General features: G+C 48.1%; 16 protein-coding genes and 3 pseudogenes. 10 read left to right on the top strand and 9 right to left on the bottom strand.

What is annotated here, in order from left to right; translation table 11 throughout:
- Nucleotides 1–43 precede the first annotated feature (43 nt).
- Nucleotides 44–571, bottom strand: a pseudogene (locus FN082_RS03500) (porin); the annotation flags it as partial.
- Nucleotides 569–809 (bottom strand): annotated as a pseudogene (locus FN082_RS30105) (transposase); the annotation flags it as partial. The pseudogenes FN082_RS03500 and FN082_RS30105, both read right to left, overlap by 3 nt.
- 328 nt (nt 810–1,137) lie before the next feature.
- Here FN082_RS30105 and FN082_RS03495 point away from each other — a divergent pair.
- The 3 genes and pseudogenes from FN082_RS03495 (at nt 1,138) to FN082_RS03485 (ending at nt 3,394) form a co-directional block, all read left to right on the top strand.
- Complete coding sequence (locus FN082_RS03495) at nt 1,138–1,764, top strand: YagU family protein (RefSeq protein ID WP_142981150.1); 627 nt, start codon at nt 1,138–1,140, stop codon at nt 1,762–1,764.
- A 915-nt stretch (nt 1,765–2,679) separates the two neighbouring features.
- Nucleotides 2,680–3,041, top strand: a pseudogene (locus tag FN082_RS03490) (phage holin, lambda family).
- 41 nt (nt 3,042–3,082) lie between these two features.
- A complete protein-coding gene (locus FN082_RS03485; RefSeq protein WP_208436566.1) occupies nt 3,083–3,394 on the top strand; it encodes an MFS transporter in 312 nt (103 codons plus the stop codon).
- A 123-nt stretch (nt 3,395–3,517) separates the two neighbouring features.
- On the opposite strand, the gene FN082_RS03480 is transcribed toward FN082_RS03485, so the two are convergent.
- Nucleotides 3,518–5,692, bottom strand: a complete 2,175-nt coding sequence (locus FN082_RS03480) for an extracellular solute-binding protein (protein WP_180349580.1) — start codon at nt 5,690–5,692, stop codon at nt 3,518–3,520.
- Between the two features lie 333 nt (nt 5,693–6,025).
- Here FN082_RS03480 and FN082_RS03475 point away from each other — a divergent pair, with 333 nt between their 5' ends.
- From FN082_RS03475 to FN082_RS03465, 3 genes are read left to right on the top strand one after another with little or no spacing between them, the layout of a single operon-like run.
- Nucleotides 6,026–6,850: an MBL fold metallo-hydrolase gene (locus FN082_RS03475; RefSeq protein WP_139538899.1), complete on the top strand. Its 825-nt coding sequence runs from the start codon at nt 6,026–6,028 to the stop codon at nt 6,848–6,850.
- 12 nt (nt 6,851–6,862) lie between these two features.
- Nucleotides 6,863–8,098: an MFS transporter gene (locus FN082_RS03470; protein WP_139538900.1), complete on the top strand. Its 1,236-nt coding sequence runs from the start codon at nt 6,863–6,865 to the stop codon at nt 8,096–8,098.
- A 31-nt stretch (nt 8,099–8,129) separates the two neighbouring features.
- Nucleotides 8,130–8,843: an MgtC/SapB family protein gene (locus FN082_RS03465; RefSeq protein ID WP_139538901.1), complete on the top strand. Its 714-nt coding sequence runs from the start codon at nt 8,130–8,132 to the stop codon at nt 8,841–8,843.
- 339 nt (nt 8,844–9,182) lie between these two features.
- Here the strand turns inward: FN082_RS03465 and FN082_RS03460 are convergent, their stop codons facing one another.
- On the bottom strand, nt 9,183–9,503 hold the full coding sequence (locus FN082_RS03460; RefSeq protein ID WP_139538902.1) for a hypothetical protein: 321 nt from the start codon (nt 9,501–9,503) through the stop codon (nt 9,183–9,185).
- Nucleotides 9,504–10,034: 531 nt separating this feature from the next.
- Here FN082_RS03460 and FN082_RS03455 point away from each other — a divergent pair.
- Nucleotides 10,035–10,793 (top strand): winged helix-turn-helix domain-containing protein, encoded by a 759-nt coding sequence (locus tag FN082_RS03455; RefSeq protein ID WP_142981148.1) that lies wholly within the window; start codon nt 10,035–10,037, stop codon nt 10,791–10,793.
- On the top strand, nt 10,786–11,277 hold the full coding sequence (locus FN082_RS03450; protein WP_235891733.1) for a hypothetical protein: 492 nt from the start codon (nt 10,786–10,788) through the stop codon (nt 11,275–11,277). The genes FN082_RS03455 and FN082_RS03450 overlap by 8 nt, the downstream gene beginning before the upstream one ends.
- Before the next feature lie 67 nt (nt 11,278–11,344).
- Here the strand turns inward: FN082_RS03450 and FN082_RS03445 are convergent, their stop codons facing one another.
- Together FN082_RS03445 and FN082_RS03440 are read right to left on the bottom strand one after the other, a co-directional pair.
- On the bottom strand, nt 11,345–13,321 hold the full coding sequence (locus tag FN082_RS03445) for a glycosyl hydrolase family 28 protein (protein ID WP_142981147.1): 1,977 nt from the start codon (nt 13,319–13,321) through the stop codon (nt 11,345–11,347).
- Between the two features lie 175 nt (nt 13,322–13,496).
- Complete coding sequence (locus tag FN082_RS03440) at nt 13,497–14,342, bottom strand: MBL fold metallo-hydrolase (RefSeq protein WP_139538927.1); 846 nt, start codon at nt 14,340–14,342, stop codon at nt 13,497–13,499.
- A gap of 138 nt (nt 14,343–14,480) precedes the next feature.
- On the opposite strand from FN082_RS03440, the gene FN082_RS03435 reads away from it, so the two are divergent.
- Nucleotides 14,481–15,356, top strand: a complete 876-nt coding sequence (locus FN082_RS03435) for a LysR substrate-binding domain-containing protein (protein WP_139538906.1) — start codon at nt 14,481–14,483, stop codon at nt 15,354–15,356.
- A gap of 33 nt (nt 15,357–15,389) precedes the next feature.
- On the opposite strand, the gene FN082_RS03430 is transcribed toward FN082_RS03435, so the two are convergent.
- The 3 genes from FN082_RS03430 to FN082_RS03420 all read right to left on the bottom strand — a co-directional run bounded on the left by FN082_RS03430 (nt 15,390) and on the right by FN082_RS03420 (nt 19,868).
- Nucleotides 15,390–16,598 carry a YncE family protein gene (locus FN082_RS03430; RefSeq protein ID WP_142981146.1) on the bottom strand — a complete coding sequence of 403 codons (1,209 nt, stop codon included), beginning with the start codon at nt 16,596–16,598 and terminating at the stop codon, nt 15,390–15,392.
- A gap of 26 nt (nt 16,599–16,624) precedes the next feature.
- On the bottom strand, nt 16,625–18,736 hold the full coding sequence (locus tag FN082_RS03425) for a TonB-dependent receptor (protein ID WP_142981145.1): 2,112 nt from the start codon (nt 18,734–18,736) through the stop codon (nt 16,625–16,627).
- Nucleotides 18,737–19,001: 265 nt separating this feature from the next.
- Entirely contained in the window at nt 19,002–19,868 is an 867-nt protein-coding gene (locus FN082_RS03420; protein ID WP_142981144.1) for a GNAT family N-acetyltransferase, read from the bottom strand.
- Between the two features lie 366 nt (nt 19,869–20,234).
- Between FN082_RS03420 and cadC the strand changes: the two genes are divergently transcribed.
- Nucleotides 20,235–21,767, top strand: coding sequence for a lysine decarboxylation/transport transcriptional activator CadC (gene cadC, locus FN082_RS03415; RefSeq protein WP_139538910.1), 1,533 nt, complete (start codon nt 20,235–20,237; stop codon nt 21,765–21,767).
- The last annotated feature ends 278 nt before the right edge of the window (nt 21,768–22,045 follow it).

Genomic DNA, 22,045 nt, shown 5'->3' with positions numbered 1-22,045 from the left:
AATATCCTCCCGTCTTTCTGACCCGGGAGGATATTCCGGAGTGCTAGAACTGATACGTCACACCAACAGCAACCACGTCATCGGTGCTGATACCTGCATAACGGGTGAATGCAGATTTATCAATCTGGTTGATTTTGTAATCGACCATCGCTGAGAAGTTTTTGTTGAAGTAGTAGGTCATGCCAACATCAAAATATTTCACCAGGTCCTGTTCGCCGTAGCCATGCTCCAGATCTTTACCTTTGGTCTGAACGTAACCCAGGGACGGACGCAGGCCAAAGTCAAACTGGTACTGAGCAACCGCCTCGACGTTTTTGGACGTGTTAGCAAAACCTTCACTGCCGATCGGTGTCATGTTTTGCGCAACGCTGTACATGACCGCCAGATAGATATCATTAGCGTCGTATTTTATCCCCGTCACCCATGCTTCTGCGTTGCTGCCATAACCCAGTGCCTGAGAATTCTGTAAGTCAGTACGATCAGATTTAGCGTATGCACCAACCAGGGTCACCGGACTGCTGTCGAAATTGTAAGACAGGGATGCCCCAAAACCGTCACCATTCTGTTTACGTTGCTGCTCTGCAGTAATGGAGGTTGCAGAAGGCGTAATCCCCTGACGCTCTCGCCTGAGCTGGCGCACCCAGCTCTCAAGCGTGGTAGAACCGACACTCATCGCCACTGGCTTGTCGATATGAGTAGCCCTTATCAACAATCAGCTGGGCACATTCCAGCCTGAACTCAGGGGTGAAAGTACGCTTAGTTTTCTTGTTCATTAAGTCACCTGTTTTATGTTGAGGTGAGAATATCACCTTTAATCAGGTGGCCAATTTTACTGTTCCACTACAGTGAGTTAAGGGCCGCAATGCATGCCAGGCGAGTTGTGAGGTAAGGGGATTTGGCCGGGGCTTTTTGTTTCTGCAATCCGGTCAGGGCTCTCGAGAAGAGACATGTTGTACGACACTTAAAAGTTCTCAGTGACGAGCATGCCCAAATTAATCAGTACTACTATTTGAAGGTTTAAGTAAGAAAAAAAATTTTGTGCAAGTAGAATGCAAACCGTGATCTCAATCAAAATGATACGCATCCAACTTAAGGAATATTAAGAAACTGTAAATTTTTCCTTTAAGTGGTGGTTTTATGGCGTTAAAAAACTTTTTTGTACAGACGGAACCTCGCAGGCGGCGTTATGGCGTTGCTTTGTTTGTTGGGCTAATTTCGGGTGTGGTTTCGGCATTTGTAAAATGGGGCGCTGAAGTCCCCCTTCCACCACGCAGTCCTGTCGACATGTTTACCAGCGCGTGTGGACCCGAGTCACTTATTCGTGCTGCTGACCAAATAGACTGCTCTAGGAACTTCCTTAACCCACCATACATTTTTTTACGCGATTGGCTGGGAGTAGCTGATCCTAATGCGGCTGTTTATACCTTTGCTGAGCATGCGTTTAACTGGGTTGGTGTGACACACATCATCTTCTCCATCGTTTTCGCCGTAGGATATTGTGTTGTTGCAGAAGTGTTTCCTAAGATTAAATTGTGGCAGGGGCTGCTGGCTGGTGCACTTGCACAGCTGTTTGTCCATATGATTTCATTCCCGCTTATGGGATTAACACCACCTCTTTTTGACCTGCCATGGTATGAAAACGTTTCAGAGATAGTTGGTCACTTAGTATGGTTCTGGTCTATTGAGATAATTCGCCGTGACCTCCGAAACAGGATAACGCATGAACCTGATGCTGAGGTTTCACTAAATTCAGGGTTTAGATAAACTGAGCAACAAGCATTAAAACCCGCTGACAGTGCGAGTTTTATACTTTTAAGACCGGGCATTTGCGTTCCCTTTCTATTCTAACCTTGAGCACGTCAATGTAAGACAAAAGCACCTTGGTGGGCTCAATAATTATATGTTGTTATTCGTTCTGCTTAGGTTGTGAGTGCATCTTGAAAAATCCTAACTCTGACACAGTTATTTTTATTTGGGCTAAAGTTATATGGGGCAAACAGAGACCAACTTCTTTCCTGATAAATCGGTAGCTCGAACTAACAGGATGATGATGCTTCTGTTTGAACCTGCCATGACACCTACCTGTTAGCCTGCTCAATCAGCAGGCTTTTTTTATACTAGTGACTGTCGTTACCCGGCGGCAGATGCATATTAATCTGAAAAAACTTGACATCCTGACATGAAAATCACATATAAAACAACATGATGTGGTTTTTTTATGAACAATGTAAAGTATCAGCATGGTGAATCCACCTGTGTGGAGCGGCGTCCAGCTAATAGAGCGAAAACCCTGTAAATGCAGCATGAGATATGTTTGCTGGGGCATGCATGCTCACCGGGAGGCACCGGCGCCATAACCAATACAAACAAAGAAACAGTAGTAGCAGACTCGCTTCGGCGGGTCTTTTTCATAAAAAAATGCCCACATGGTTTCATGCAGGCAAGGCAGTTATGTTTAGATCCGGTTCCGGTATATGTTTTTTTGTCCGGAAGTCGAAGATACCGACTCAGTTACATTTTGTAAATAACCTCCCAAATTAAAGGGCTATACATTTGCATGGCTTTTTTATTATCAGGTCCCGCGTGAATCATCTACGACGTGCTTTATTGATAAATCCAGCCCGGCGGGCTTAACCCCTTTTAAATACAACCCCATTCGTAATCACGGAGGTGAGGCCTATGAAAATGCCCTATAAACAAGATTTCATCGACGCTCTGCTGGCAGCTAAGGGTAGGGTATCGGTGTAATACTGGCTTTCATCATGGCGTTACGGGGCCGCTATAACGGTGGCACCATGGTCAAGACGTTGATAGACGCGGTTATATGCGCGATGATCGCGTGGTTCATCCATGCCCCTCTCGGCTTTATTGGTCTGAGCAGCAATCTCGCTTATATCGCCAGTGTGTTCATTGTCTTTATCGATAAGAACTCGATTGGCAACTTGATTAAGAAGTTCGCAGCCAGAAAAGCAGGGGTAAATGATGCAAATCAGCCTTTACTGTGCCACTACAAACGGAAATTCGCTATCTGCGTACGCTAACTCTGGTAAGCACGGTTTTATTCGGACTTACGGCTTTGATATTGGGTATAGCCGGTACCCATGCTACTGCGGTTTATGTTGCTGTGGGCGTCTGGGGATTGGCTTTCGGTGGCTCAGCAACCTTATTTCAGACCGCGCTGGCCAGGAGCGCTGGCGAGGCTGCGGATGTTGCGCAGTCGATGTTGGTGACGGTCTGGAATGTTGCTATTGCTAGCGGAGGTATTGTTGGCGGCGTGCTGCTGGGCCACATCGGCGTGGGCGCATTCTCTCCCGCACTGCTAGTGTTGCTGATCGTCACATTCCTGGCGGTCTGGTTTGCTAAAGAAAGCGGTTTTCCGGCTTCATCAAAATGAAATCTGATGTAACCGCGCTATCCTCACTATTCCAGGGCCTAATGCTCACGTAGGTAAAAGCGTGAGCATTACAGGCAGAATAAAATCTGTTAGTACAAATAAGAGGTGAACATTTTCATATTGCTAGCTGCCGGTTTCATTTTTTATCCGTGCATTAATGTATTCCACGGCCTGGGAGACATCCATAATGCCATTAATCGCGTTCGTTACGCCTTGTCCGATAATAATCTCTGCCTGTCGTAGGTTAAAGGGCACCCCTTTATTCCCCTGAGATTCCCTGATTCCTGACATTCCTTTTTCATTCAATAAATTAAACCACGGATAGACGTTGAGAACGTTTTGATCGTGGCTGATTCCGGACCAGGCGCTGTTCCCTCCTAACAGAACCAGATGGCGCGCAATTTCATCGGAATAGAGCCAGTGGAAGAACTGCTCAACCTGTTTTTTCTTTTTACTGTAGCGGGACATACCAATAGACCCCCCTCCCAGTTGTGGAATCTGTCCCGGAACCTGAGCATAGCCGATTGTAGGGGCAATGGCCGTATGCGCAACGTCATTGAACAAGTTGAGATACATAATCAGCATGGCAAGATTTCCGCGCTCAAACTGTTTAACAGCGTCACTCCACCATTCTCCGGGTAGGTTCACCGCGAAGGAAAGCTGTTGCAGGTACTGATCAAGAGCGATTGCGGCAAGTGAAGCATCCAGCTGCACGGGTTCACCTTCACGCACCAGACGTCCGCCGAGAGCGTAATAACGCAGCAGATATTCGGTGGCAATAAGCCCTGAACTACCCAGTGTTATTGCCGTTCCCATCGGACGCAGCCGGTTATCAGGTTGATGCAACTTACTGAAGAAAGCCGCTATTTCATCGAATTGTGCAAAGTTCTCAGGCAGCGTTAATTCTTTACCCGTTGTTTCATAAAACATCCGTTTTATCGTCGCATCCTCAAAGAGATCGCGTCGGTAAAACAGGAGCTGCATACTAGCATCAAAAGGAATTGCCCAAGCGGTCCCATTCACCAGGCCGAAGTGCTGCTGAATTTGCTCAGAGAAGTTATCCAGGAGTAGCGGAAGGGTAGGGGAAACAGACTCCAGAGGTAATAAAACTTTCTCTGCAAACCAGGGAAAACAAGCCATATCGATTCGTAGCAGATCGTAATAGGGATGCAGATGAAGGTGGGAGAGAATTTCAAATACTTCATCATAAGGATAAACCGCGAGATTTACCTTAATGCCAGTCTGGCGATAAAAGTGGGGTAATAGTTTCTTCAGCGCATCGGTTGAGGGACTAGGCAAAATCAACATATTCAGCGCTGCCTCGGCTTCAGGCGGCTGTACGAACTGGCCATTCAAAGAAAAACCGCAATTGGTCAGAATGCGATGCTTATCCTGGTTTTTGGGCTGACGAATGTGGGAAGCCATTGATGTCCCCAGGCGACCATAATCCATCTGGTAGCTTGTGACGCCCTCGAAAGCAGCAGGCAGATTATCACTCAATTGCAGTACTGGTGGACAGGACCGGGAACTACCAAACCAGGCTGCTTGCGTCAATGCACGCGTTTTATCACTATTCTGAACGATAAAAAGATCAGGTGGTGCCCCGCGGAAAAAATCAAATGCGACGGTGTTCGATTCACTGGCGAGTGCCGGTAAAATCGTGAGTTTAGTTTGCGGACTCAACGCTCGGCATGTTTCCTGTATCGCCTGAATAAAACATGTGCTGTGAGCGTATTCAAGCGGTTCGCAGAAAACGCCGATATGGCTCGGTTGCTGCATCAACGCCCTTTTTGCTATTTCTTCACCCGCAGTCGCGTAATCCAGACTGAAGTAATATTCAGCCCCAGCAGGTTGTCGATATGCAAAAAGAATATTCTCCGCAGGCAGTTTGAGCACTTCGTAATAGGGTTGGCTATTGCTCAGGCAACTGACGGTGACAATAGTCTGGTAAGACTTCGCCGTCAGCGTTTGCAGAATCTCCAGTTCCAGATTGGATAGGTCATTCGTCAGATAAAGATCCAATGGTTCGCTTAACGAAGGCTTACAGACCTGGTGTAAACCCCGATAAAGCTGATAGTACTGCTCCGTATTAATATCCGGCAAAATCAGCGCTATCCCTTGGCTTTTGCTGGCTCTCAGCGATTGCGCCTGTGCATTTAACTGATAGCCAACTTCCTTAGCTGCGCGTTGAACTGCTTCAATCTTTTCAACGCTCACATTTCCTCTGCCATTGAGAACATTAGAGACGGTTCCGTGCGAAACACCGGCAATTCTTGCTATGTCTTTGATAGTTGGCATTTTTACATCCTTTCTTTGATGCTTCGATGCTAGCACGGCGTTCATCCGGAAACTATCGTAGTTGATATTATTTGAACGTTACAAAATAAAATTGAGTCATTTTTACTCTAAAAATTCTCGATCTACTTAAGGCTAAATCACTTAATGATGTGGTTTAAATTACAACATAATGAAATTTTTAATAAAAATAATAAATCCTTGAAGAGGATCACTTCTGGGAGAAAAGATCGTTGTTTGCGTGAAAGAGTAGAATGATAATTGACACGTTCCAATTACGTTTTATTACATTATCGATTAAAAAAACAGCATTGCGTTTGTGATAAGAGGGAAATTATGAAGATCCATTTTCTGGGAACGGCAGCATCTGAAGGGATACCTAATCCTTTTTGCCGCTGTGAGCACTGTCAACACGCTCGCATACGTAAAGGAAAAGACTTACGTACACACTCATCAGCGATTATTGATGATGAACTGTTGATTGATGTCGCGCCTGAATTCAGCCAGCAACTGCTTCGTGAGGGTCTGGACGCAACGGAGATCCGGTCGCTACTGTTTACCCATACTCATCCCGATCATTTCAACGTCGGCGATCTTTTTAGCCGAATGGAAGGTTACGGATTTGAAATTACTCATCCGCTACATATCTTTGGGAATGATCGCGCCATTAACGGTGCGGCAGAGGTTTTGCCGGGTTACAGCGCTGAAAGATTTGCTTTTCATTGCCTGGTGCCCTTCGTGACGGTTGAAACCCGTGGATATCGTATTACCCCATTGCTGGCTAACCATGCCAAATGGGAGCTTTGTTATACTTGGTTTATCGAAAAAGAAGGTCAGTCAATTTTCTACGGCCATGACTCTGGCTGGTTTCCTGAGCTTACCTGGCAGTGGCTGGAAGGGAAAAAAATTGATTTGGCCGTTCTCGAATGTACCTACGGCTTTAATGGCGACAATCGTACAAATAACCATATGAGTCTGGAAACGGTCTTCGCCGCCAGAGACAGGCTTGCAGAGCTGGGCTGCCTTAATAAAAAAAGTAAACTCATCGTCTCACATATTTCACACAGCGGCGGCCTGCTACATGATGAGCTCGTGGCGGCGTGCGATAAAGAGAACATTCTTGTCGCCTGGGATGGGCTTAACCTGAGCATCAATCAATAAAGGATATGCAATATGGACCTTAATAAAACACCACGCCTGTTGATTATGATGTTCATACAGTACTTTATGCAGGGGGCATGGAATATGACCATGGGGCTGGTATTAAGCACCTATGGTATGGCGACCATAATTGGTTCATCCTATGCCTTACTTGGACTGGCGACCATTCTCTCACCTTTATTTATTGGCATGGTAGCCGACCGTTTTTTTTCATCTCAAAAAGTCATGGCGATCCTGCATTTAATTAATGCTGGCATTCTGTTGTTTGTTCCGCAGTTCATCGAAGCACAAAACACGGGCATGACGCTGACCATGATTTTTCTCGTTGGACTACTTTTTTATCCAACAACTGCGCTGGCAAATAGTATCAGTTTCAGCCATATTAACGGGGTAAAATACTTCCCGTTTATACGTGTTTTCGGCACATTTGGCTTTATGGTTATCGGCTTTATTATTGGTGAAATGGGCTTTTCCGGCAACACCATCACCTGGTATATTGCGTCAGCCTCCGGTGTCGTTCTTGGCCTATATTGCTTTACGTTACCGAATACTCCGCCAAGAGCTAAAGGGAGTGCCTTTACCCTTCGCGATCTCTTATGTCTGGATGCTCTGGCACTCTTCAAAGATCGTAGCTTTACGGTTCTGATGCTCAGTATTTTTGTACTGATGATCCCAAAAACTGCTTACTCCGCCTATATTCCCGTCTTTTTAAAAGCACTTGGTTTTGATAACGCTGCAACAATGATGCAGGTAGGCATTGCCTGTGAAGTCGTTTTCATGTTCCTCCTGTCGTTCTTCCTACTGAAAGCAGGCTTCAAAATCACTCTGATGCTTGGCGCTGTTTGCTGGATCATTCGTACGCTGTTGTTTGCCCATGCCTCTCTGGATGCCAACATGATGTTTGTGCTGATCGGTTTGATGTTACAGGGTTTCTGCTGGGACTTTTTCTTTACCGTGGGCGATATTTATGTTGACCGTAAAGCCGCGCCAGAGATTAAAGCGCAAGCCCAAAGTTTGCGATTTATCGTCTCCAACGGCGTGGGCCTACTGTTCGCCTCTACCGTATGCGGGCAGATCTTTAACAGTACCGTGACTGAACAAGGTCCTGAGGCTTTACCGCAATGGGAGACATTCTGGTTAGTTTCTGCCGGTGTTGCCGCGGTGGTGAGCGTCTTCTTCCTGATTTTCTTCCGGGATGATCTTTCAAAACGCAAAACAGATCTCTCCCTGAAAAAAGCAAATTCCTGAATTATTGAGGATGTCTCATTAAGGTAATTGCATGAATAATCTGGCCGCCATTATCAATGAACAAGGTTTTTTACCGTTAGTTACGATCGTCAAAATCAGCATTGCGTTTATTCTGGGTGGCATTATTGGCCTTGAAAGAGAATCGAAAGGGAAACCCGTCGGATTCAAAACTTGCGTCATTTTGTCCGTCGCCAGCTGCGTGTTAACTGTTGTTTCAATACAGTCAGCTGAATACTATGCAGAAATTTCGATGAATATTCGTAGCGATCCAATGCGTCTGGCGGCTCAGATTATCAGTGGCGTGGGTTTTCTGGGGGCGGGAGTGATTCTGCACCGACACGACGATGCTATTTCTGGCCTCACGACTGCGGCAATCGTCTGGGCATCTGCCGGGATGGGAATCGCCTGCGGTGCCGGTTTTTATTTTCACGCATTCTTTGCTACAGGGTTATTTTTATTGGCAATAAAATTGAGTCCATTTATCATTTTCTTACAAACTAAGAATCAATTTCCAGGTAAAGTGAAAGTTCGAGTCATTCTTGATGAACGCGATGCGCTTGAAAATTTGATAACACGCATTCATCAGCAAAAGAATATCATTGAAAACATTACCATCAGAGATATTAAAAAAGGGAAAATAGAGGTTAACTTAAAAGTTGTCATTCGTAAAAAGATGACCTTACCCGACTTGTACCACGATCTTACTCATGTTGAGCACGTTTGTGCAATTGCTCTTGAACATTGAGTTGGCTGAAGCGATAGGCGCTAGCCCCATACGCAGCTTATTGGCGTATGGGGAAGTACTGTAATGCCAAACGCGAAAATTTGACATTACGGTCGTGGTTATTCACGGATAGTGCAAGCTAGTTTAATTCTCTGATGATAATCTCCTCAAGCTTTTCAATACTTATCTTTCTTATTTGTTCGCATGAGAGGGGAGGTCTGACAATACGCAGATGCATTTTTTCATCTACGATTAATATTAATGGCCTCTCATGGTTACTACGGGTAATGTCTAAAATTGAACATATTCGCCACATTCGTATTAAACCTGTAGTTAAAAATAGAGATGTTATATTTCCGGTTAAATCATGCAGCCTTGCGCAAAATGATAACCGATATCATCCCCAGGATGAGGGGATGGATGGGTTCTAATATAATACCTACCCGCGACCTGATTGAGAATTACTCTGTCTTTCTTTTCCCATTTGTTATTATTCTGATTCAGAGTGAACAGGGTTGAACCATTAACTAAATGGCTCAATATCCATTGTCTGTTCCTGCAAATTCCAGGTTTAATGATGCCATCTAACTCATGGTGGATATAAAACTCTACGAGCAATAAATGACTGTCATTATACCTTGCGCCAGCAATAAGGAATTTGGCCCAACGATAGCTATGCATGATTTTCCTCTTAATTATTAATGTTACTTACTAAGTCAAATTCAACAGATTATCTGCATGAAGTGACTGAGTGTTCTTGTTTTAAAATATATAAAGAAGAGACCATTAATTCAATGCGGAATTTATTTATCAATAATTATAGATGTAAAAGGTTCAATAGATTAATTTTTAAATATTTATAATGTAATTTTAATTTGAAAAAGAATTTTTACGTGAAATTTAAATGTTTTTTATTAGATTTTAATCGCTGTAAAGTGTGATGGTTTGATACTTAATGTATGTTTTTGTTTTTAATTATTCTAAATCGTTTAAATGTGTAGGTTATTGTTTCTTATGTGCCCATAATTTTGAGGCTGCACACATAATTAAAATAAAGTGATTAACTGTATAACATTTAGTATGCTTTTATTGATACTATTGATTTACCAACACGATACATTACTTCAATCTTCCCGGGATGCGGCAGGGCTGAATATGCCATGGACTTCTCTTGCCGCAGCAACCGTGGTGTTCACAGGATGCAGAATCATTATGAAGTACTTAATCGAAAACAAAGTATTTTATAACTCTGGGTCGGGTAAACTCATTCATATCGATATTGGCGTAACGGAAAAACACCAGTTAACAAAAACGGCTAATCATATTCTGGCTATACTGATTGCATCTCATGGTGAGGTTGTGTCTCGGCAAAGCCTATTAGAGAGGGTGTGGGAGTCGCGGGGGCATGCAGCATCAAATTCCTCTTTAAATCAGTATATTAGCATTCTTAGAAAGAAGTTATCATCCTTAACGGGAATAGATAATGCTATTTTGACAATCCCCGGTGCTGGCTTCTCTCTCTCAGCAGAGATCAAAATAAAACGATGTGATGAAGTCGTTAAGGGAGTCTCCCCTCCAGGACGGTTTCGTCACCTGAAACTCGGTGGAGCTATGGCTCTTGTATGCAGCCTGATTTTTATTTTTGCCATAAAATATGAAGTTGCTGCAACATCGATCCTGGCGAAAGAATCAGATAACCTGACTCGTATTGGGCTGTGCCACATAAAATCTTACGTTCAGATTCCAGAGAGTATGCAGGGGAACATTATTAATGTTCTGACTATGCATCATCCAGGCCTGCTTGAGTATTGTCAGAGCAATCCGGCCAGGTTGATAATTTATGTCCAAAGAAGCGTACTTCATGGTCGGTCTGGAGAAATATTTTCCTCATTTTGCCCTATGGATAGCATAAGCAATAAAATCATCTACTGTAATAATGTCTATGCAAATAAATGGAGGCAACGTGATTAAGAATAAATTCTATCTATACTCTTTTTTTTTGTGCTGTGCAGTAATTGCTATTGTTTTTTATTTATTAGATTTCCTGAGCAGGAAAAATAAAATAAAAACATGTGAGGCAAGTATTTTTTATACTATTTCATCGTTGAACGATTCATATACCTTTGATGGTCGTGTTTTATTTGATATGAGTAATAACACTGGCTATATTGCGTTATCGGGAAAAATAGTCAATGGCGATGAATCTTATTATCTTTCGCAGGATATTACTTTTGATTATCTGGAGGTAGGCGAAGGGCGATACAAAATCCAGCCCGGGGAGCGACGTGATAATAAACATGGAGATGCTCCTGATAACCTTGTTATGCCAATCTACGATATAATGGGGCTATCAGGAAAATCGCCCATATTTATCTTTACCAAAAGTAGGGACTATATAGTCTGGGGAACACTTAATGCACCGGCTATGACCTGTGTCTTTACTATGGATAGATGAGCGGCGGATATTCGTTGTGTTTTGAATTACTGAAAATCCCCGACGACTCGCGCCGCCGGGAACGATATTACTTCGTTGCCCCTTCCAGAGTCACTTTGTCATTCTCCCCGCTGGTGATGGTCTGCTGATGGAGGCTATCGGCGAGCGTGACGTCATTTACCGCGAAGAATTCCCAGGCCTGCGGCGTGTTGGCGAACGTCACTTCATCAAACTGACTGTCGTGGAGGAAAGAGATACTGGTGGCTTTGGTATTGCGGAATTTGACGTTGGAAAAACGCAAATTCTGGTGATAAGCATCGCGAGAGTAAGTTAGCCCAAATGACTCCGCCATTTCGGCGATGGTCATCCCATCCACCAGAATGCTATTTTTCGCCGAAGTACCGTCAACGGTGACGTTCTGTACCTGAACATCGCGGAACTGAGCTGGCTCATCGGCTGGCGTCGTATCATTCACATCCGCGCTGTATTTAATCGTAAAAACAAACGGTTCTTTAGCGATATCCTGCATCGCGTTATTGCGGAACAGTACATCGCGCACGCCGCCGCCATAGTAGGGGCGACTCTTCATGCGCAGGCCGACATCGGTCATATACATGACGTTATCCTCGGCGCGAACTTTCTCGATCCATGCTCCGGTATGGCTGCCGGTCACCACGGCACCGTGGCCTTTGCGGAAATAGTTATTAAAGATCCAGGCCCCGCTTTGTGGTTTTTGATGGAAGGTTTCCGCCCCTTTACCAAACCCGGCGGCAAAGTTGACGCAATCATCTCCGGTGTCGAAAAAGTTATTGAAGACTAAAGCGTTTTGACTATTGCCGAACTCCACGCCGTCGGCATTATTGCCATCAAAAGTCTGATGGATCAGCCCGTTAAGGGTAATGTTTTCCGACTCAAGCGCCATCACGCCGTGGAAGGCGGGGTTACGAATGGTGAGTCCGGCAAGGTAGAGATTTTGCACGCCGCGCAGGGTCATCAGGCTGGAACGGCGATTTTTATAGGCGCTATTGCTTTCAACGCCTTCGCCGATGGCTTCCTCGGTCTGATTTTTTGCCAGAATGCCATCTGTGCTGACTTTTTTAGCATTGCTCGCGCGGTACTGCGGCAACTCGTTACCCAGTTCATCGGTAATCGTCGCCTCGCCGCCGTTTTTTACGCCCCGGGTCCAGCCGTTGCCGTCAATAGTGCCTTTACCGACAATGCGAATATTGCGAAACGTTCCGGCAGGGGATTCGCCTTTATCGTTGCTTTCCAGCACGTTAATTAATGATGGCGGGCGACGAGGCTGCGGATGATCGCTGTAGGGATAAAGGTAATAGCCTTTTTCCAGCGGATATTGAGCCGGATCTTCCGAACCGAGGAGCGTGGTTCCTGCGGCAATCTCCAGCGTCATGTCGCTATGCAGGAAGAGGGCACCGGTTTCGAATTCGCCGCCGGAAATCACCACTTTGCAGCCCTGCGGATATTGCGCGACGGTGCAGCTATCAATCGCCTGCTGCAACGCCTGGGTGTTTAGCGTCGTGCCATCGTCCTTTGCACCGAACGTTTTGGCCTCTATGATGTGCGGCGTTTTGCTGGTTCGCGCTTTAATTACGGCGCTATCCGGGGATTCTTTACCCTCGGCATAGACCGCGCGTACCGTAAATTCATATTCCGTATCCGGCTTCAGGCCGCCGACGGTATAAGTACGCAGGTCGATTGGCTGCTGCCAGCCGTCGCTGGCAACGCGCTGGTAAAAGTTATCAATATAGGGCTTTGCCGGGGAATAGTGGTTCTGATTGTCTCTTGCGCTACCCAGCCGCTCGCCGTCACGATAGATAACGTAGTCCACGACCTGCTCCGTCTCCGACTCCGGTTTTTCCCAGACCAGTACCAGGCTGTTTTCATCGGCAGAAAGTATCGGAACCATCACATTCTGCGGCGCGGAAGCGGGCGCATCCTGGTGGTTATCATTCGCGCCGCTGTTGTCATTACAGCCGCTTGCCACCCCGGCCAGAGCGAGGGTGAGTGCCAGCATATAGCGTGAAGGTTTGAAGCTATTGCGCATGGATTTTCCTTAATGTCATATTTTATGGAAAAACAAAACCAAACTTCATTAAAAATGAAATTGTATTTTATATTTTCACTGGAAAATAAACGCGAGTAAGGTCAATCTTTCGCCAGCCGAAAAAAATATTTCGTCAGTAAGAAAAAGTGAGTGGGGAAAGGTAAAAAATCCCCCATTATTGGGGGGCAGAGTATTCGATACGATATCCCCTCAAAGACGGCACGATGCGGGCAAATCCAGCGGGCCCCAGATGCATACCGGCAATCAGCAGGTTTTCTCTTGCGGCCTGAGCAAAGATCTTCTCTCGCGTCATTTGCGCTTGCGAAGGATCGCAATCAAAAGCAATAGCGACTGCGGGCTGTGCGGCCTGAATATGTGGAAAATGGACGATATCGCCCCAAATTAGCAGGCTTTGATGAGCCGAATCGATGCGAAATCCGCTGTGCCCGGGGGTATGGCCGGGTAGCCAGAGCGGACGAATACCCTCGACCATTTCACGATTATCCAGAAAACTGAGGTTGTGCGCCCAGGCGTCAAGCGTGCGGCGGGCGAGGGCGAAGTTACGCTGCCCCCGTTCATTGGCCCGTTTTAGCATATAGTCATCCTGCCAGTATTCGGCTTCCAGAGGGTGAAGATGCAGCCGGGCGTTGGGATAGACTGGCGCCCCGCTCGCATCCAGCAGGCCGCCGATATGATCCGGGTGCGCGTGGGTCAACAGCACGGTATCAATATCTTTCGTCGCGACGCCTGCGGCCTGCAGACTTTCCAGCAATACGCCGCCCGCATTATTCAGTCCTCCCGTACCTGCATCCACCAAAATGGTTCGCCCTCTCCCACGGATAAGATAACCATTAATGTCAATATTACCGGGGGCGGTTATGCCCGCGGAGCGCTGGATTTCCCCGGCGTCATGGCTATCTATACCGGACAGCAGCGCCAGGCTGGCGGCCATGCTGCCATCGCTAAGGGCTGTAACCAGAAAATCACCAATCTGACGGGAAATAAATGAGGGATTGTGCATAAATACCTTTTGCAGGATAAAGAAATCATTAGAGTGACGTTTGATCATGCTACGTTCTGTATTTAGCGGTCGGAAGCGATATTCTTTCACTGCTCAATGATATTTTGTCACTAAAACCGAAAAGCCGAGATTGCCAGAATGCGAAAGAAACTCCCCAGTAGCGCTTCTCTTCAGGCCTTTGAGGCTGCGGCCCGGCATGGCAATTTTGCCCGCGCGGCGCTCGAGCTGTCGCTCACCGAAGGGGCTATCAGTCGACAAATTGCCCGGCTGGAGTCTCTGTTGAACTGCCAGCTTTTTGAACGGACGGGAAGCCGGGTGCGGCTGAACCCGAACGGTGCGCGCTATGCGCACCATGTGCGCGAAACTCTGGGGCGGCTTGAACGAGATACCCAGTATCTGATTGGCGCAGCGAACGGCAGCCGAAGCCTGGAGATTGCCGCGCCGCCGACATTTGCCAGCCGCTGGCTGATCCCTCGTTTAGGGGACTTTCAGCAAAAAAATCCCGATATCACATTGAATATCGCGGTCAGAACCGATCCGTTTATCATCACCGGCAGCGGTTTCGATGCGGCGGTTCACTTTGAACACCCGGCGTGGGCCGGAATGCGTATGCAATTTCTGTTTGAGGAACGGCTGGTTCCGGTATGCCATCCCGCGTTACTGATGAGAGGGGATATCGCCAGCCTGCTGAATGAACTACCGCGCATTCATCGACGGCAGAACCCCGACGCCTGGCCTCGCTACGCTGAAGAGTGCGCTATCGCGCTGGATAATCCGGCGCAGGGTGTACGTTACGATCTGCATGAAATGGCGATTGCCGCCGCGCTGGCCGGACAGGGCGTTGCGCTGGTGCCGCATGCTTATATCGAAAAAGAGCTGGAAAACGGGTTACTGGTTGCTCCGTGGCCGATAGCCAGCAGTCTGAGGAAGCGCTTCTGTCTGGTGAAGCCGCTGGCAAACGGGATCAATGAAGCGGCGCTACAGGCGTTTGAACAGTGGCTGGTGGCGCAATGAAGGCCCGACAGAAAGCCGGGCCACAATCAAACATCAACGCAGCGGAATTCGCACTACGCTTTCTTCGGTATTGGCTTTTGCTGCCGCACCGTCGTTTTTCACGGTGACAAACAGCGCGTGCGCTTTGCTATCCAGCGCCAGGCTGTTTGGGTGTGGAAGCAGCGGAAGGGTTTGCAGATGAGCCAGCGTTTTACTCTCAAAGACGGAAAGCGAGCCCGCGCCTTTCTCCACTCGAATGCCGCCGCGATTGGTGACGTAAATCCTTTCGCTATCCTCATCCAGCAGCAGGGAAATCGGCACTTCTTTGGTCTCGATGCTGGCCAGAAGTTTGCCGTCCTGAGCATTCAGAGCGAACAGGCGATGCCCGCTGCTGCGGCGAGTGTAGGTTTCTTTCAGATGATAGTTGCGGTACTTGTCGCGATCGATCCCCTGGTCAACGCCCAGAATCCGATCGTTTTTGCGGTCATAAACCAGATTCAGCAGCTGATCGGCCTGGATCTCGTGCTTGCCAGCGATCTCCAGAGTATCGGCATTGACGGTCATCAACTGACCCTGCATGTTCGAGACGAACACACGGCGTCCTTTTTCATCAATTGCGATGCCGACGGCATAGAAACCGAATCCGGGAAGGGTTTTCTCCAGTTTGCCGGTGCGGGTATTCACCACGTAGAGCACGCTGTCCACGCCGTAACCGAGGCCGGGCAGGAACAGACGCCCGGTCTGGGCATCAAATCGCGCTTCGCGGACTTTATACAGATAGCCTTCGCTGATTTTGAAACGCTTAAGCTCGGCGAGCATAAAATCGAGGCGTTCGCCGCTCATGCCCGCTTTACGCCAGGCTGACTCGATATTGACCTGCTCCTGTAATTTGATCGACCCGAGGCTGCGGTTGGTGTCGGTATCAACAATCCCCACGCTGCCGTTGAAGCCTTCGGTCAAATAGAGACGATTATTCTCATCGTCAAGTGCGACGCCAAAACCTTTGACATCAATAGAAATGGTGGCCTGCGTTTCCAGAGTTTGCGGATTGAGGCGCAGAACGGTCGATTTTTTCTCATCCTTCCAGTCCGGCGAGCTGACAAACACGGCATTTTGTTTTGCGCTCCAGGCCAGCTCAACCACCGCTGGCGCGACGGCGGCGCGATGAATATCCTCCTGCTTGATAAGCGTCTCCTGCGCCTGAGCGAATGTCGCCGTTGCCATCAGCAAGGCGGTAAATAAACGAAAGTGGATCCCAGACATCCTGTTATCTCCAATTAAGGTGTTCGTTAAAAGCGTAATTCCACGGCGGCACCGACCAGGCGAGAGCGCTGCTGAATGGCGGTATAAACATCGTTGCCGCTGACCATCACCTTGCGGTCGGAATCAAACAGGTTTTGCGCGAACAACGTCGCCCGACCGTACATAAAGGTGTAAGCCAACTGCGCATTAGCTGACCAGTAGGAGCCAATGCGACCGCGTGAGTCGTTGTCGTAGGCGGAGTAGTAGGAGTCGGAGAAGGCGACGTTACCGCTCAGCTCCCAGCCGCTGGCAACCTGCCAGGCGGCGCCGACGTTGGCGGTATACGCAGGAGCGCGGGCCAGCTCGTGACCTTCAACACCGCTGCCGGGGAATTCGGCAATTTTGGTTTTCAGTAAACCGATATTGCCGGAAAGCTCCAGATCCCAACGCGGTGTCCAGGTGGCTCCCATCTCTGCGCCCCAGGTTTCAACCTTATCGGCATTACGGATTACCGTAGAATTAGCGGCAAGATAATAGGGGAGCTGCATATCCTTGTAGTCGTTATAAAAAAGGTTACCGGTGAGCACCACGTTGCCGTCATTGAGAGCATGGCGGGTATAAAGCTCATAGTTCCAGACGTATTCCGAGTCATAGGTGTAGCTGGTGATTGGCGCGCTCAGCGTGATCCCAGCGCCCCCTGCGTTATAGCCGCGCGCGACGCGTGCCCCCCAGGTCTGATTGGCCTCCGGTTTCCAGGCGACGTCCAGTTTCGGTAAAAAGACGTTGTAAGTTTCGTCAAAATCAATGCGCACGCTCTGGCTGCCACCGAGACGTTTGCGGTGCTCGCGCTCAAGGCGGGTGGAGGTCGTAATATCCACCTGCGGCGTGACCGCCCAGGTCAGCTCGCCGTAGGCTGAACTGGTGCGGGTATCGTCGGTGAAGGTGGAACCGCCAAAGATATAGACTGACTCATCCTGTGAGGCGTCGAAATAGCGTAATCCGGCAAAACCCCGCAGGCGGCTGTCGTTATTGCCGAAGTGCACGACGGGTTCGATGTGTACTTCAGAACCATCGATTTTGGCTTTTGGCAGGCCGTCGGCGACGTAGCGGTTAATGTGGAATCCAGTGTAAATAAAGCGGTTTTCCAGCCGCAGGCCGTCATCGCCTTCCCAGGCAAGATCCCAGATACCGCTATTGACGTTGCTTTTAAACACTGCCCGCCGCCAGTCGTAACGGGAGCTGGTCGGGTGTGGCATTGGGTTAAGACTTTCGTTTTGCGGAGCTCCGCTATCGGAGTGGTTGAAGGTGAGTTTGGTGGTGAGATTGCGCAGGCCTGCCGGGTTGAATAGCAGTTTCGCGCGAGCGCTGGTGGTTTGTACTTCGCTCGGATCGCCGACCGGATCGTAGGCTGGTAAATCGATATCGCTGCGCCGCCGCTGGCGATCAACGCTGGCGCGGAAGGCCAGCTGTTCTTCAATCAGCGGAGCGTTGACCATCGCGGCAAGCTGGGATGAGTGCTGATTACCCGCGCCGCCTTTGAAGGCGCTCTCCCAGCCAAAATCCGGGTCTTTTGAGGTCATCACGATGGCCCCGGCAATGGCGTTACGGCCTTGAATGTAGCTCTGTGGTCCGCGAAAAATTTCTACCCGTTCCATATCCCACAGTGACTGCGGACCGTAGGCCTGTTCGTTATAGGTCAGCGAGCGACCATCGAGAGAAAGCCCCAGGCGCGGACGGGTCCCACTGAGAAACGCTCCGGCTCCGGTGCTCGGCCCGGAACCATCCACCCCGCGTACGGTGGGCAGATCGTTACCGATACCGATATCGACGGTGTTGGCAGTCATGCGCATCAGGTCAGAGACGGTTTCAGCGCCTGGCATGCTGTCAATCCGTCGGCTATCGAACACCTCAACGCTGGAGCCGGTATCGAGTAGCGAACGAGCGGTTTTTTCGCCGGTAACGATCATCAGATCCTGATCCTGATAACTGCTATCCGTGCGCTTTTTCTCCTGCTCTTCGCTCTCTGCGGCGAGTACATTAAGCGGAAGCAGGCAGCACAGGCCAACTAAAAGGGCGGGAAACCCGGAAAAATTCGCTGACTCAATCGGTTCTGACCGGTCAGTTGAAGCGTGGTGTTGAGCGGCGGTATGCATGCTCATGCGTCATCTCTCCTTTATCCATAAGGTAAATTGATGACACTGCTCACGGCTAACTGACGGTGTACCGTTATTAGCGTGTTCTGGCTCTTTTTAAAGCGTTTTAATTAAAATCTAATGCCAGATGTAATTGTTTGTTTCTAATGATAACGATTTTCATTATCATATGCTAGTTGCGATATTTTGTAGCTGGCCGGAAGAAAGCTGCAGGCTGCAGAGGCTGAGAAGAGAAGCGCAGCAGCCATCGGGATACGGCTGCTGCTCAGATTCAGGCGTGGGATAACAGCGGGAACATCAGTTTATTTTCTTTGAAGATATTTTCTTTTTGTCCGTAGATAAACAAAATATCTTCCCCTTCGATTTTTTCATACTCGCCAACCCGGTTCTCTTTGGGGGTAAAGCCCAGTATGGCCTGATAAGTATTTTTATCGGCAAGTTCGTTAATAATGGCCGATAGCGAGCGGCTGCTATCGCAGAAAATATCAAAAAAGATCAGCGCCGGACCGTTTTGCATCGCAATCGCGATAGCCTGGTTTTTCTCGGAATAATAGATGAAGTGCTTCATAAAAGCGGAGCAGTAGAACATTAATAAACCGAAGTTGTCCTCTATCCGCAGTTGCGAAAATGGATTCGATTTTTGATAGTACTGTTGCAATAGCGCAACGTCTTGCGGCTGGTCCATATCCAGCTTGCGGAAGTCGCCAGCTGTGGGCATCACCGGCATAATATACTGATGTTCGTCGGTGCGCTCGAAGCCGAATTTTGGATAAAAATCAACGGTTGTCGGGTTAGCGAAGAGAAAGAATGCGTCGGCTTTATCCTGCCAGTCCGCCAGAATTTCATTAACAAGCTGTCCGGCCAGCCCCTTGTTTCGATGGTCGATATCGGTCATCACGGTGCCGATTTGAATATAGCGCCGGGGTTCACCCTGCCAGACCAGGTCGATAATATTGGCAGAGGCGTTAGCAATCACTTTATTGTTGCTCACCAGAGCGTAGGGAATATAGGCGTCGGTCCAGTAACCTTTGCGATACCACTCTTTAAAGGAGAGATCGAAGGTTTTAATCGCGAGGTCAATGAAGCTATTTCTTAAAACGTCATTGTGCACAATTTGCTTAACTAATTTCCAGGTCATCGTCGAATTCCTTTACGCTGCGGGTGAGGCGTTATTTTCCAGCCATCTGTTCGGCGGCCCGATCTCTGTCGAGCGACCTAAAAATAGCATATCTCCGCGGATGGGCGATGGTTGTCGCGCCTAATCCTTGCTCACGTCACAAATTCGAAGGAGATCAGGTTATAAATGGGTTTCTTTTGGGGGCATGAGGAAGTTCTGCACCATATCTCACATATGATTAATGACATCATTCGCAAATGAAATTTTGCCAGACACTAAAAACAAAGGGGAATATATCGCGTTCAAGGTCATGACCCCTATCATAAATAGGTAGGGGAAATGTGTTATCATCGCGCCTTTCCCTTTTTCGTCCTGGGGCTCTTGTTTATGCAACAACCTGTTGTTCGCGTTGGAGAATGGCTGGTTACTCCCTCTGTTAACCAAATTAGCCGCAAGGGGCGTCAGCTAACTCTCGAACCGCGCCTGATCGATCTTCTGGTTTTCTTTGCCCGCCATCCCGGAGAAGTACTCAGTCGGGATGAACTTATTGATAACGTCTGGACCCGCAATGTGGTCACCAGTCACGTTGTGACGCAAAGTATCTCCGAATTGCGCAAATCTTTGAAAGATGGCGACGATAGCAGCCTGGAATATATCGCTACCGTACCCAAACGCGGCTATAAGCTGACGGTACCGGTTATCTGGTGTACGGAGGAGGGGGAAGAACTGACGCCGGTTATTCCTGCAGAAACGTCGATGGCTGAACCTGGCACGCCGCCGGCCTCCCCGCAGCCCAATATGGCCGCGCCAGATATGGCGCCGCCCGCAAAACCTGAAAAACGTAAGCGGATTAGCACCTTTATCGTCTGGGGACTGTTCCTGCTGGCCCTCGGCAGCTGCGTGGCGCTGGTGGCGCTCTCGACTCTGGAGTCGCGCCCGCCGGTAACTAAGGCGCGGCTGCTGCTCAACCCGCGCGATGTTGATATTCACCTGCTCAGCGGCAGCACCTGCAATAACTGGTCGTCGCAGCACTCCTATGCCATCGGCTTAGGAAGCCTGATTACCACATCGCTGAACACCTTCTCCACCTTTATGGTGCACGACAAAACCAACTACAACATTAATGAGCCAAGCAGTTCTGGAAAAACGTTGACCATTGAGTTTGTTAACCAGCGCCACTACCGTGCTCAGCAGTGCTTTATGTCGGTTAAGATGGTCGATAACGCCGACGGCTCGACCATGATGGACAAGCGCTACTTCGTCACCAACGACAACCAGTTGTCGATTCAGAACGACCTGCTGAGCAGCCTGTCGGATGCGCTGAAGCAGCCATGGCCGGCGCGCATGCAGGAGATGTTAAAGCAGTATCAACCCTCGCAAAGTATGGCACTCACGCATTTCTATCAGGCGCATCAGCTATTAATGAATGGAGACGTTGACTCGCTGGGAAAAGCCAGCGCTCTGCTTGCTGATGTGAATAAACAGTCGCCGGACTTTACCTATGCCTGGGCGGAAAAGGCGCTGGTTGACGTATTACGCCATTCTCAGCAGCCGCTGGATGATAAACAGTTAGCCGATCTTTATAGCGAAATAACCCGAGTGGGTAATATGCCGGGGATTAAAGATATGGCAATATTTTATCAAATTAAAACGGTAGATATGCTGGGCAAAGGAAAAGTCGATGAAGCCTACAGTGCGATTAATAACGGCATTGATCTCGAAATGTCGTGGATGAACTATGTGCTGCTAGGTAAGGTCTACGAAATGAAAGGGCAGAACCGGGAAGCTGCCGATGCCTACCTGACGGCATTTAATTTACGTCCAGGGGAGAATACATTTTACTGGATTGAAAATGCCGTATTTCAGACCTCCGTAACCCGCGTTGTTCCCTATCTCGATAACTTCCTCGCTTCAGAATAAGTAAACCCTCATCATGGCCATGGTTTTGGCCATGATGAGGTTAATATTATGTTTCTCATGAGCCTCTCTGTTGTTATATGTCTATAGCAATTCCCAGCCTGTTTGCAACACAATTTCAACATGCGAGAGTTGTCTTAACTTACTGTATATATTCAATGTTTATCTTTTTTTGATGTCAACTTGTCATCCTGATATGTTGCGTGAAAAAGGTCAAAATGTCATTTGTCTGATGTTTGCAGTTATTTCACTTTATCTTTAGGACTTATCTCGTACTAATC

It is taken from the genome of Klebsiella spallanzanii, assembly GCF_902158555.1.
In the GTDB taxonomy this organism is placed as follows: domain Bacteria; phylum Pseudomonadota; class Gammaproteobacteria; order Enterobacterales; family Enterobacteriaceae; genus Klebsiella; species Klebsiella spallanzanii.
Note: the sequence above shows the minus strand (reverse complement) of the source record. Positions and strands in the feature narration are given on the sequence as shown.